The 14279-nt window shown below is 42.9% G+C and carries 8 protein-coding genes; 4 read left to right on the top strand and 4 right to left on the bottom strand.

What is annotated here, in order from left to right:
- Positions 1-120: 120 nt before the first annotated feature.
- From H8796_RS05415 to H8796_RS05400, 4 genes are all read left to right on the top strand, one after another.
- Positions 121-2133, top strand: a complete 2013-nt coding sequence (locus H8796_RS05415) for an alpha-galactosidase (protein ID WP_370449157.1) — start codon at positions 121-123, stop codon at positions 2131-2133.
- A gap of 28 nt (positions 2134-2161) precedes the next feature.
- Positions 2162-4096 (top strand): sialate O-acetylesterase, encoded by a 1935-nt coding sequence (locus tag H8796_RS05410; RefSeq protein ID WP_117933327.1) that lies wholly within the window; start codon positions 2162-2164, stop codon positions 4094-4096.
- Positions 4097-4177: 81 nt separating this feature from the next.
- Positions 4178-6286 (top strand): alpha-galactosidase, encoded by a 2109-nt coding sequence (locus tag H8796_RS05405; RefSeq protein ID WP_370449161.1) that lies wholly within the window; start codon positions 4178-4180, stop codon positions 6284-6286.
- Positions 6287-6296: 10 nt separating this feature from the next.
- The gene (locus tag H8796_RS05400; protein ID WP_117933547.1) at positions 6297-8504 is read left to right on the top strand and encodes a GH92 family glycosyl hydrolase; all 2208 of its coding nucleotides are present in this window, start codon (positions 6297-6299) and stop codon (positions 8502-8504) included.
- Between the two features lie 205 nt (positions 8505-8709).
- Here H8796_RS05400 and H8796_RS05395 read toward each other — a convergent pair whose 3' ends face one another.
- The 4 genes from H8796_RS05395 to leuS all read right to left on the bottom strand — a co-directional run bounded on the left by H8796_RS05395 (position 8710) and on the right by leuS (position 14195).
- Positions 8710-9552 (bottom strand): OmpA family protein, encoded by an 843-nt coding sequence (locus H8796_RS05395; protein ID WP_117933323.1) that lies wholly within the window; start codon positions 9550-9552, stop codon positions 8710-8712.
- 165 nt (positions 9553-9717) lie between these two features.
- Complete coding sequence (locus H8796_RS05390) at positions 9718-10299, bottom strand: non-canonical purine NTP diphosphatase (protein ID WP_117933321.1); 582 nt, start codon at positions 10297-10299, stop codon at positions 9718-9720.
- A gap of 47 nt (positions 10300-10346) precedes the next feature.
- The gene (locus H8796_RS05385; RefSeq protein ID WP_117933319.1) at positions 10347-11264 is read right to left on the bottom strand and encodes a YitT family protein; all 918 of its coding nucleotides are present in this window, start codon (positions 11262-11264) and stop codon (positions 10347-10349) included.
- Positions 11265-11360: 96 nt separating this feature from the next.
- On the bottom strand, positions 11361-14195 hold the full coding sequence (leuS, locus tag H8796_RS05380) for a leucine--tRNA ligase (RefSeq protein ID WP_117933317.1): 2835 nt from the start codon (positions 14193-14195) through the stop codon (positions 11361-11363).
- Positions 14196-14279: the final 84 nt, after the last annotated feature.

The following is a 14279-nucleotide window of genomic DNA, read 5'->3' as shown; positions in this document are numbered from 1 at the left end:
TGAGCGGCATATTGCCGTAAACCTTTCATTTTTTGACTTGTTTACGTCAAGTAATACTTCTGGCAATGCCTACCTTTGGGGAACACTTTTATTCTATTTAAACCATATTTATTGTACCATATGAAAAACAAACTTCGACAGTTTAAAATCATTCTTGGAACTTTGTTCCTGTTCTTCACTTTTTCCGAGTGCATTGCCGAAAATAAAAGCCTGATGACGGGCGATTGGCAAATCTGCTTCGATGATCAGAAAGGAGGCATAACGCTTTCTCAAAAGTCAAAAATTATTAGTGATGGGCTGTATGCTTCTTATTTATGGGAAGGGCGGACGGTTACCACACGGGATTATGCCCGTCATAAGGTAAGTAAACACAAAATTTTGGATGCTTTTGGAAAAGGAACCTTGTATAAGATTGAATATACAGATAAATCTTTGCCCAAGCTGATACAATGCTTTTATCTTTATCCGGATAAGGAATATGTATTGACGGAGTTTACCTTGGAAGGAAATGATAAGATTGCTTCCAACCGGATGGCACCTGTAAATGTAGACCGTATGTCCGGATTGCTCCCGGCAGGTGATAACCGTGCCTTATTTATGCCGTTTGACAATGATAAATGGATTAGATATCAGTCTCATGTGCTCGATTTTGATACACTCACCAGCTATGAAGTGACTGCGGTCTTTAATAATGAAGGGCGTAGCGGGCTTGTAGTGGGTTCGGTGGAACATGATAATTGGAAAACTGCCATCATTCTCGGCAAAGGAGATAGCCGGAATATCGGTTCTCTGGTCTGCTATGGTGGGGTGGCTGATGAACTGACGCGAGATGTGAAACCTCACGGAGCATTGACAGGTAAGAAGATCAAGTCTCCCAAAATATTATTGGGATTCTTTGAAAACTGGTGCGACGGATTGGAAACTTATGCAAAGGTTAATGCAATCATGGCACCTCCGAAGGAGTGGGGAAAAGCGGTTCCGTTCGGTTGGAACAGTTGGGGAGCTTTGCAATTCAACCTGACTTATGATAAAGCGATGGAGGTTTCGGATTTTATCAAACAAAATCTTCAAAATCATCATTTTGTCAATTCGGATAATACGGTTTATGTCGGATTGGATTCCGGTTGGGACTGTATGAATGAAGAACAATTGAAGTCATTCATTGCAAAATGTAAATCGAACGGTCAGATTGGAGGTATCTACTGGACTCCGTTTACCGATTGGGCGCGTGACCCCGAACGGACGGTGGATGCCGCTCCTGAATATAAATACAAGGATATCTACCTATATGCTAACGGAAAACCACAGGAGCTGGATGGTGCTTATGCCATCGATCCTACTCATCCTGCTGTAGAGGCGATGATGAAAAAGACATCCGGTTTGTTTCATCGGACAGGATTCGAATATGTGAAAATGGATTTTATGACCCATGGAGCGATGGAGGCTGATAAATGGTATCTTCCTGAAGTGACGACAGGCATTCAGGGGTATAATTATGGGATGCAGTTGCTGGATAAATATTTTGGAGATATGTATATCAATCTTTCTATTTCTCCTGTTTTTCCGGCACAATATGCCCAGTCGCGTAGAATTGCCTGCGATGCATGGAATAAAATCAAGGATACCGAATACACACTGAATGCATTGTCTTATGGATGGTGGCAGAAGTACATCTATCAATTCAATGATGCAGACCATATTGTGTTGAGAGATGCTACAGACGGTGAAAATCGGGCGCGTATCACTTCTGGCGTTATTACAGGTATCTACATTGGTGGAGATGATTTTAGTGCAGCCGGAGGAAAAGACGGGAAAGACAAAGCGTTGAAATATCTGACGAATCCTGATATCAATGCTCTTGCCACGGGTGAAGTGTTCCGTCCGGTAGAGGGAAATGGAGCTCAATCGGAACAGATCTTTGTAAGAAAGGAGAAAGATGGAACATTCCATTGCGCACTTTTCAACTATTCGGAACAGGAGCAGACAATGACACTTTCGTTGGATAGAATAGGACTGGAGCAAACGCACAGTTATCAGGTGAAAGAATTATGGAGTGGTAACCGGACTACTGCCGGAAATCAGATAGAAATTACTATACCTGCCAAGGATGTGAAAGTGCTGGAATTCAACTAATAGCCGGGAATCAATTAACTAATCGAAAATGAATAAATATAGAATGACTCTTGTGGCTCTGTGCATAGCTGTTTGTACACAGGCTAAAGTCACTTTACCTTCGTTTTTCACCGATCATATGGTGATACAGCAAAAGAGTACGTTGACATTGCCCGGCAAGGCAAAAGCTGGTAAGCAAGTCACAGTAAAAACGAGTTGGGATAACCGGAAATATGCAGTTAAAGCGGGAGTGAATGGAAGTTTTATTTTGCAGTTACCTACTCCTGCCGCCGGAGGTCCTTATCAAATTACGCTTTCAGATGGCGAAATACTGACTTTGCGGAATATAATGGTGGGGGAAGTCTGGTTTTGTTCCGGACAATCCAATATGGAAATGCCGGTTGCCGGATGGGGCAAGGTTATGAATTATGAACAGGAGGTGGCGGAAGCTAATTATCCGTTTATTCGTCTATTACAGGTAAAAAAGACTGTATCTTTAACTCCGCAGGATAACATAGAAATGAATGGAGGGGGGTGGCAGGAATGTAGCCCTTCCTCTGTTCCGGAGTTTTCATCTGTCGCTTATTTCTTTGCCCGTCAGTTGTGGAAGGAATTGAATGTACCTGTTGGTGTGATAGATTGTACTTGGGGCGGCACTCCGGCCGAAGCATGGACAAGCTTCGGCACCTTGCAACAGGTGATGGGTTTTCAGGAAGAAGCAGCTAAAATGAGGAGACTGAATTTTAATAAAGAAGCTCTTTCTGCTGTTTATCAACAAGAGATGAAAGACTGGCGTGAACAGTTTATTATCCGGGATGCCGGTTTTGCTCAAGAGACTCCGCAATGGATTTCGGCTTTACAGACCGGGAAAGAATGGAAGTCTATGGAGTTACCCGGTTATTGGGAAGAAAAAGGACTGGATGGGCTCGACGGTATTGTCTGGTTTCAAAAGGAGATAGATATTCCTGCTGAATGGGCAGGACAGGAGGTAACTCTTAGTCTGGGAATGATAGATGATGAAGATATTACTTACTACAATGGTAAGGAAATAGCCAGAGGGTCGGGGTTTGCCACCTTCCGGAAGTATACGATTCCGGCTGCGGAAGTTAAAGTCGGCAAAGGTATTATTACAGTTCGTGTATCTGATTTCGGAGGAGAAGGCGGTATTCATGGAAAACCAGAAACTTTGTATGCAGAAATGGGTGAACGGAAAATATCATTGGCCGGAAGCTGGAACTATCGCATCGGATTAACTTTGGATGAATTGCCATCTGCACCCATGTCACCGGAGGGCTCCAGTTATCTGTCTGTGTTGTATAACGGAATGGTACATCCTTTCACGATTTTTCCAGTTAAGGGTGTTATATGGTATCAGGGTGAAGCTAATGTAGGTCGTGACCGGCAGTATTCCCCTCTTTTTCAGTCGCTGATAGCCGACTGGCGAAAACAATGGAAACAGGAGCTGCCTTTCTACTTCGTGCAGTTGGCAAATTACTTGCGTAGTCAAGAAGTACAACCCGATTCGAAATGGGCTGCATTACGTGAAGCGCAGGCCGATGCACTTTCTATGGAAGGTACAGGTATGGTATCGGCTATTGACCTTGGTGTAGCGCAGGATATTCACCCTAAAAACAAACAGGAGGTGGGAAGACGGTTGGCTCTCCTGTCGTTGGCAAATACTTATCAGAGGGGCACGTATGATGTACCGACTTTTCAGAGCTACCGTATTTCGGGAAATAAACTGATACTTAGCTTCGATTGTGAAGTGAAAGCCGCAGCAGGCGAACCCAAAGGATTTATTGTTGCCGGACCGGATCAAGTATTTCATCAGGCAACTGCCACTATCCGGGGGAAAGAGGTGATCCTTGAATCGCCGGAAGTGGAAATACCCATTGCGGCACGTTACGGATGGGCGGATAATCCGGAGTGTAATCTTTATGGAATTGCTGGACTTCCGGTTGCTCCGTTCCGTACTGATAAATAAAAAATAATTGCAATAACATTAAATAAATATACCGTGAAAGTAAAAGCTATTCTCTTATTCTGTCTTTTGGGCATCTCCTGTATGTTGAAGGCAGCTGACAAACCTATTATTAAGATTGAAACTGATTGCACAAGCCTGATCTTTCAGGTGGGAGACAACGGTCGTTTATACCAGCGTTATCTGGGTAAAAAACTGAATCATGAATCGGACTTTGCCTACTTGCCGCAGGGAACCGAGGTTTATATCACACATGGGGCAGAGGATTATTTCGAGCCGGCTATTCAAGTGCTTCATAATGATGGAAACCCATCTTTATTGTTGAAATATGTGGAACATAGTAGTAGCCGACAGAATGACGGAAGTGTAGAAACGGTGATTACCCTAAAGGATGACAAATATCCTGTGACTGTGAAATTGCACTATATAACGTATACTGCGGAAAATATCATCAAGACATTCACTGAAATCAATCATCAGGAGAAGAAACCTGTTGTATTGAGCAAATATGCTTCTTCCATGCTCCATCTTAACCGTGATAAGTATTTTCTCACAGAGTTTTCCGGTGACTGGGCACATGAGGTTAACATAGCCGAGCGTGAATTGGCATTTGGTAAAAAAACGATTGATACCAAGTTGGGTGCGCGTGCCAATATGTTTGTTTCTCCGTTTTTCCAGTTGTCTCTGGGTGCTCCGTCGGAGGAAAATTCAGGAGAGGTATTAGTCGGTACTTTGGGGTGGACAGGTAACTTCCGTTTTACCTTTGAAGTGGATAATAAGAATGAACTTCGTATCATTTCCGGTATTAATCCGTACGCTTCGGAATACAACCTTCCTGCCAAAGAAACTTTTCGCACACCAGATTTTTATTTCACTTATAGCCTGAACGGTAAGGGAGAGGCCAGCCGTAACTTTCATGATTGGGCGCGCAAGTATCAGGTTAAGAAGGGTGACCAGACCCGTATGACACTACTTAACAATTGGGAAGCTACTTATTTTGATTTTGATGAGAATAAGTTGATTGGATTGATGGATGAGGCTGTCAAACTGGGAGTGGATATGTTTCTGCTCGATGATGGATGGTTTGGTAATAAATATCCGCGTAGCAGCGATCATCAAGGACTGGGTGATTGGAAAGAAACGGCGGATAAACTGCCAAATGGTGTAGGACGTTTGGTAGAAGAGGCACAAAAGAAAGGTATCAAATTCGGAATATGGATAGAGCCTGAAATGGTGAATCCGAAAAGTGAACTGTATGAAAAGCATAAAGATTGGGTGATTCATCTGCCTAATCGGGATGAATATTATTTCAGAAATCAGTTGGTACTCGACTTGAGTAATCCGGCAGTGCAGGATCATGTATTCGGTGTGGTAGACAAATTGATGACAAACTATCCGGGAATCGCTTTCTTTAAGTGGGATTGCAATAGTCCTATCACCAATATCTACTCTTCCTATCTGAAGGATAAACAGTCGCATCTGTATATCGAATATGTGCGCGGACTGTATAAAGTGTTGGAGCGTGTGAAAAATAAATATCCGGATTTGCCGATGATGCTTTGTGCCGGTGGCGGCGGACGCTCTGACTTCGAAGCATTGAAATACTTTACGGAATTCTGGCCTAGCGACAATACGGACCCTATCGAACGTTTATTTATTCAATGGGGATTCTCACAAATATTTCCTAGTAAGACGATGTGTGCACATGTTACGACCTGGAACCGGGGAACCAGCATCAAGTTCCGTACGGATGTGGCAATGATGTGTAAACTGGGTTTTGATATCAAGCTGGATGATATGAACGAGAATGACCATATCTATTGCAATCAGGCTGTGGAAAATTATAATCGTTTGAAACCTGTAATTCTTGATGGAGATCTGTATCGTTTGGTTTCTCCTTATGGCAGTAATCATACCTCTTCTATGTATGTAAATAAAGATAAGAATAAAGCTGTGTTGTATGCATTTGATATCCATCCGCGTTATGCAGAAAAGGTATTACCGGTACGTTTGCAGGGATTGGATGCTGATAGAATGTATCGTGTGAAGGAAATCAATTTGATGCCGGGTAGCAATTCTTCGCTTCAAGGTAACGATCAACTGTATTCAGGAGAGTATCTGATGAATGTGGGACTGGAAGTGTTTACTACTCAACAACTGAACAGTCGGATTGTAGAAATCATTGCTGAATAAATCAATTGCTATGAATAGGTTTATAACAGGAATCTGTGCTTTTTCTCTGGCTTTGGCTACTTCCCAAGCCGGAGAAATCACTAAGTATGTGAATCCTTTCATTGGTACAGGGGCCATCAATGGAGGTCTGTCGGGTAATAATTATCCGGGAGCAACTTCACCATTCGGCATGATACAACTTTCGCCTGATACAAATGAAGCTCCTGACTGGGGAGATGCGTCCGGCTATGATTATAATAAGCGTACCATCTACGGTTTCAGTCACACCCGCTTGAGTGGTACGGGGGCTTCCGACCTAATTGATATTCTCATCATGCCAACCAGTAGCGGACGTACTTCTTCTGCATTCACTCATGAAGAAGAGAAAGCCGGTCCCGGTTATTATCAGGTAATGTTGAAAGACGAAAATATCAATGCCGAACTCACTACCACTCAAAGAACCGGTATTCATCGTTATCAGTATCCGGCTGACAAGGACGCGGAGATACTACTGGATTTAGACCATTCGGCCAATAAAGGCAGTTGGGGACGTCGCATCATCAACTCTCAAATCCGTATCCTGAACAATCATGCTGTAGAGGGGTATCGCATTATTACAGGATGGGCCAAATTGCGTAAGATTTATTTCTATATGGAATTTTCGAGTCCGATTCTTTCCTCTACGTTAAGAGACGGGGGGCGTGTACACGATAACACAGCGGTGATTAATGGAACCAATCTCCACGGCTGTTTCCACTTTGGAAAACTGGATGACAAACCGCTTAATTGCAAAGTAGCCCTTTCGTCTGTCTCTATGGAAAACGCCCGTCAGAACATGGACCAGGAAGCGCCCCATTGGGATTTCGATCGGTATGTGGCAGCAGCAGATGCCGACTGGGAACAGGAACTGGGAAAGATTGACGTGAAAGGAACCGAACTTCAAAAGGAGATTTTCTATACCGCTCTTTATCATACGATGATACAGCCTAATACGATGTCTGACGTGAACGGTGAATATATGGCGGCGGACTATACAACTCGTAAGGTGAGTAGTAATGAAACGCATTATACTACTTTCTCTCTTTGGGATACTTTCCGCGGGGTACATCCGCTCTATACTTTGCTCGAACCCGAGCGTGTGGCCGATTTCGTAAAGAGCATGATACGGCAGTATGATTATTACGGTTATCTGCCTGTCTGGCAATTATGGGGACAGGACAATTACTGCATGATTGGCAATCACTCCATCCCTGTTATTGCGGATGCCATTCTGAAAGGTATCCCTGGAATTGATGTGGAAAAGGCTTATGAGGCAGTATACAACAGTTCGATCACTGCGCATCTTAATTCTCCTTTTGAAGTATGGGAGAAGTATGGTTATATGCCCGAAAATATTCAGACTCAATCGGTTTCCATTACATTGGAACAGGCTTTTGATGATTGGTGTGTTGCTCAACTGGCTGCAAAACTGAAAAAAGACACCGACTACCAACGATTCTACCAGCGTTCTGAATTCTACCGGAATCTTTTCAATCCGGCAACTCGTTTCTTCCAGTCGAAGAATGATAAGGGAGAATGGATGGAACCTTTCGATCCTTATAAATACGGTGCAAACGGAGGTTATCCGTTTACGGAAGGAAATGCCTGGCAGTATTTCTGGTATGTTCCGCACAACGTCAAAGGGTTGATTGAACTGACGGGTGGAGCAAAGGCTTTTGAACAGAAACTGGATACATTCTTTACTACTCATCACCGGAGCGGGGAATTAAATGATAATGCTTCGGGATTTGTGGGTCAGTATGCACACGGCAATGAACCTAGCCATCATGTCGCTTACCTCTACAACTATGCAGGACAACCGTGGAAAACTCAAAAGTACGTTAGCCACATTATAAATAATCTGTATAATAATACTTCTTCCGGATATGCCGGAAATGATGATTGTGGAGAGATGTCGGCATGGTATGTGTTTAGTGCTATGGGATTCTATCCGGTAAATCCTGCCGATGGCCGATATATCATTGGTACTCCTGCTTTCGATGAGTGTACATTGAAACTTGCGGGCAATAAGGAATTCCGTATTCAAGCCTTGCGCAAGTCACCGGAGGATATTTATATTCAGTCGGTTACTTTAAACGGAAAGAAATATAAGGATTACTTTATCACTCATGGGGATATCATAAATGGTGGTACGATGGTGTTTAAGATGGGAAAGAAACCATCGAACTGGGGAAAGTAAATAGAATAAGGTTTATATCACTGGATTTGTATTGAAATAGGGTTTGTTTTTCATAACAAATAGAGTGTTAAACTCCTTATAAATTAAAATCCTCCACGCTACAAACTATCTGTAGTGTGGGGGATTTTGTGGAAAAGAGAGTTTTGATATATTCTCTTTTAATTAGTACCTCTATAGGGTAATATAATCTTTTATAGTATAATTTTTATTTAGCCTCTTCCGAAGTCTGCAACATCTGGAACAACTTATCCAGTTTCGGAGCCATGATAATCTCCGTACGGCGGTTTTTGCTTCTGCCTTCTGCTGTCTCATTATCGGCAACAGGCATATATTCACCACGGCCGCTGGGTTGTATTTGCAGCGGATTCACATGATAGTTCTTAATTAGGATGCGAACAACAGAAGTAGCACGAATCACACTCAAATCCCAGTTGTCTTTAAACTGCACCGTGTTGATAGGTTTGTTGTCGGTATGTCCCTCGATAAATACATCAATGTCTGTCTGTTTGTTCAACACTTCGGCCAGTTTGCCAAGAGCTTCTTCACCGCGCTTATCCAAGCGGGCACTTCCTGATTCGAACAGTAATTTATCCGACATGGCTACATACACTTTCCCATCTTTCTCACGGATGGTCAGTTCGTCGGTGCTAAAGCCCAGCAATGCATCTTTCACGCTGCTCAATAGTTTCTGCACTTTGTCATTTTGAGCATTAATCATATCCTGCAGCTCGTTGATAGTGCGTTCTCTTTCGCTAAGCTCATTTTTCTTCTGGCTTAACAGGGCGTTCAGTTTTTCCTGTTCAGTCATGTTCACATTCAGGATACTTTGATACTGACGGATACTGTTTCCCATTTGAGTTGTATCACGCAACAGTTTCTTGATTTGTGCTGACATCTGGTCGCCTGTGTTACGGCAGTCGGTCAATAGTCTTTGTAAACTATCTTTGCTTGTGGTAGCCGCCATCTCTGCGAGCATAAACTTCTTTTTCGTTACACATGAAGTACATAATAGTAACGTCAGTAGAGTAAATAATGTAACTTTCTTCATTGCGTTTTATTTTTCTGCAAAGTAATAATTTTCTTTGGAAGTAAGCAATATCTCTTTTATGAAACTCTGTATCATATAGTTAAGAAATCCACAAAACTCGAATCGACTGTTGATGGATTCAATGATGTCAGAGTAATAAATTGGACGAAACAATAGTCAGAATAATCAGCGTTGCAGAAACTCGCAAAGTTTCTCTACAGCTAATGCCCGGTGACTGATTTTATTTTTAATATCGTTTCCCAGTTCTGCAAAAGTTTGATCGTAACCATCCGGTCTGAATACAGGATCGTAACCGAATCCGGAATCACCCCGTTTTTCTTTGATTATTTCGCCTTTTATCACTCCTTCGAAGAGATACTCCTTTCCATCCAGAATGAGAGAAATAGCAGTGCGGAATTGTGCTCTGCGATTCTCTTTCCCTTCCAGTTCGTGAAGCAGTTTGAGCATATTGGCTTGTGCGTCGTGTCCTTCTCCTCCTGCATAGCGGGCGGAATAGACGCCGGGAGCTCCGTTCAGCGCTTCTACTTCCAGACCGGTGTCGTCGGCAAAACAATCCAGGTGATAATTGTTATAGATAAAAGAAGATTTCAACAGGGCATTACCCTCCAGTGTATCAGCTGTTTCGGGAATGTCTGTGTGGCAACCGATGTCATTCAGGCTAAGCAATTCGACTTTATCTCCGAGAATCGCGGCCACTTCTTCGAGTTTGTGAGCGTTATTGGTGGCAAATACAAGTTTGCGTTTCATTGTTTAATATTGTTTTTACAGAGGTTGTTTATGGCTTGGTGAATTGCCTATTTCACTTTCAGTTTATCGAATCCTTCACCATATACACCGATGACGGAGCTTTGTGAGATGAATGCATTCGGGTCGATTCGTTTCACCAGGCGGAAGATTTCGAGTGACTGGCGTTTCTTGGCAAGTACTACCAGCACTTTTACGTTGTTTTTGCTGTACCATCCCGTACCGTCGAGTACTGTAACTCCCCGGTCGGCATCTTTAATAATCCGGTCGGCTATTTCATCATATTTCTTGGAGAAGATGAAGAATTGAACCGATTGGCGGGCGCTGTTGATAATCCAGTCGAGCACAACACCGATGATAAACAGAGTGACAAAACCAAAGATAACCCGACGCCAATCATGGAATATAAAATAACAGGAACCGATAATGAATACATCACAGATCATAATCATTCGTCCGAGTGATACATCTCTGTATTTATTAACAACAGCAGCGATAATATCTGTTCCACCCGTACTTCCGTTGTAGTTGAAAGTGATGCCCAGACCTACACCACACATGGCTGCACCGATAATACAAGCCATAAAGTCTTGTCCTATACCAAGCAATAACGGTTTGCCGTCAGGCGTCATATCCGGTGCTTTTATGTAATTGTTTACCACTAGCTGGAATAACCAGAGTAAAAAGGTCAACATGAAAATAGCATAAGTGGTTTTTATGCTAAATTTGGGACCTAATATCCGGATGGCGAAGGTCATCAGCACTGCATTTATAATGAAGTATGACCATTGGATTGGAAATCCTGTTGCATAATAGATAATAGCTCCGATACCGGTAGTTCCTCCGGTAGTGATCTGATAAGGTAATAGGAATACTGCCCATCCCAAAGAATAGCTTATCAATCCGAGAGTGATGTAGATATAATCTTTCACTTCTCTCATTATTTCCGCTTTTGTCAGTTTATGCATTTGGATTTATAATTATGTTAGGCACGGATTACAAGGATTTCGTGGTTCTAATTAATCAAAACCGTGTTATCTGTGTAATCCGTGCCTAATTTGTTTTTAAACAACAACGTTTACAATCTTTTTCGGAACGACAATGACTTTCTTCGGAGTCTTGCCATCAATCCACTTCTGTGAACGTTCATCGGCTAATACTGCCGTCTGGATAGCGTCCGAAGTTTCATCTGCTGCAAATTCCATATTGAAACGTGCCTTTCCGTTGAAAGAGATGGTATAGTTGACAGTGTCTTCTTTCAGATATTCTTCGTTGTATGCAGGCCATTGGGCGTCGCATACGGAAGTTTCGTGTCCCAGTACATCCCACAGCTCTTCGCTAACATGCGGAGCGAAAGGTGCAAGAGTGATAATGAGCTGTTCCAAAATCTCTTTTTTGCTGCATTTCAGGTTGAAGAGTTCGTTTACACAAATCATGAATGCGCTGATAGATGTATTATAAGAGAACTGTTCAATATCACCTGTCACCTTCTTAATCAATTTATGAAGGCTCTTCAATTCTTCTTTCGTTGCAGGTTCGTCCGTTACCAGATATTCGTCTGTACGGCTGTAAAACAGCGACCAGAATTTGCGGATAAAACGGTGTACACCGTCAATTCCGTTGGTATCCCACGGTTTGGATTGTTCTACCGGGCCAAGGAACATTTCGTACATACGAAGTGTATCTGCACCGTATTTTTCAACAATCATATCCGGATTGACAACATTGAACATTGACTTACTCATCTTTTCAACTGCCCATCCGCAAACGTATTTTCCGTCTTCGAGGATAAACTCGGCCGTTTTATATTCAGGACGCCATGCCTTGAATGCTTCCAAATCTAAAATATCATTAGATACGATATTTACGTCTACGTGAATAGGGGTAACTTCGTACTGATCTTTCAGGTTTAACGAAACGAAGGTGTTGGTATCTTTGATACGATATACAAAGTTACTGCGACCTTGAATCATTCCCTGGTTTACTAACTTCTGGAATGGTTCTTCCATGATAGATACACCTACATCGTGCAGGAATTTATTCCAGAAACGAGAGTAGATCAAGTGTCCGGTAGCATGTTCGGTACCACCTACATAAAGGTCTACATTTTTCCAGTACTGATCGATTTTCGGATCAACCAGTGCTTTATGATTGCGTGGGTCCATGTAACGGAGATAGTATGCCGAAGAACCGGCGAATCCCGGCATGGTATTTAATTCCAGCGGGAAGACAGTTACATTGTCAATCTTCTCATTTTCTACTACACATTTGTTTACTGTGTCCCAAGCCCATTTAGTAGCGTGTCCCAATGGAGGTTCACCTGTTTCGGTAGGCAGGAATTTAGCTACTTCCGGAAGTTCCAGTGGCAGACAGCTTTCGTCGATCATGTAAGGCATTCCGTCTTTGTAGTAAACAGGGAACGGTTCGCCCCAGTAACGCTGGCGTGAGAAGATAGCGTCACGCAGACGGTAGTTCACTTTCACACGCCCCAGATTATGTTCTTTTACATATTTCTTGGTTGTTTCTATCGCTTCTTTGATAGTCAGTCCGTTCAGCGAAAGATCGCAATAAGGAGTAACTTCAAGGCGTGGAGAGTTGCAAACGATACCTTCCTTGGCATCGAAACTTTCTTCGCTTACATCACAACCTTCTACCAACGGGCGAATTTCCAGTCCGAAATGTTTGGCGAATGCATAGTCGCGGCTATCATGTGCAGGTACAGCCATAATAGCACCTGTTCCGTATCCGGCCAATACGTAATCGCTGATCCAGACGGGCACTGCTTCACCTGTGAACGGGTTGATGGCATACGAGCCGCTGAATACACCGGTAACACTACGGTCGGTGATACGTTCGCGTTCCGTACGTTTTTTGGTACGGTCAAGGTAAGCATCTACTTCTGCTTTTTGTTCAGGAGTAGTTAATTGTGCCACCAGTTCGCTTTCCGGAGCCAATACCATGAAGGTGACACCGAACATTGTATCTGCGCGAGTGGTGAAAATGGTGAATTCGAGATCACTGTCTTTTACTTTGAATTGCACTTCAGCACCTTCCGAGCGTCCGATCCAGTTTCTTTGAGTTTCTTTCAGAGAATCTGTCCAGTCGATCGTATCTAATCCGTCGAGCAGGCGTTGTGCGTAAGCAGATACACGCAGACACCATTGACGCATTTTCTTTTGTATAACGGGGTAGCCGCCACGTTCGCTGACTCCGTCCACTACTTCGTCGTTCGCCAATACAGTTCCTAATTCAGCACACCAGTTTACCATTGTTTCACCCAGATAAGCGATACGATAGTTCATCAGGATTTCCTGCTGTTCTTTTTCACTTTTGGCATTCCACTCTTCGGCAGTAAAGCTGATTTCTTCACTGCAAGCGGCGTTTAATCCTTCGTTTCCGTAGATTGCAAAAGCTTTTTCCAATTCTTCGATAGGACGGGCTTCCTGTTCGTCGTTGCAATAGTAGCTATTGAACATTTTTTGGAAGGCCCATTGTGTCCAGTGATAATATTCCGGGTCGCAAGTACGGATTTCACGGTTCCAGTCGAAAGAGAACCCTATCTTATCCAACTGCTCGCGGTAACGGTCGATATTTTTGACGGTAGTGATTGCAGGATGCTGTCCGGTTTGGATGGCATACTGTTCTGCAGGCAGACCGTATGCGTCATATCCCATCGGATTGAGTACATTGAAGCCTTGCAGTCGTTTGTAACGGGCATAAATATCGGAAGCAATATATCCCAGCGGGTGTCCTACGTGTAGGCCGGCTCCTGATGGATAAGGGAACATGTTTAGTACATAAAATTTTTGCTTCGAATCATCTTCCGTAACTTGGTAGGTTTTCTCTTCCACCCACCTTTTCTGCCACTTCTTTTCAATTTCTCTGAAATTGTACTCCATAGTGATAAAGTTTTTATTTATAGTGATTTATACTGTTATTTCTAATTCGAGGCACAAATTTACGTGTTTATTTTCAGATAACCA

This window comes from Bacteroides sp. M10, from assembly GCF_014334015.1.
GTDB classification, from domain to species: Bacteria; Bacteroidota; Bacteroidia; order Bacteroidales; family Bacteroidaceae; genus Bacteroides; species Bacteroides intestinigallinarum.
This window is presented reverse-complemented; position numbering and strand designations above follow the sequence as displayed.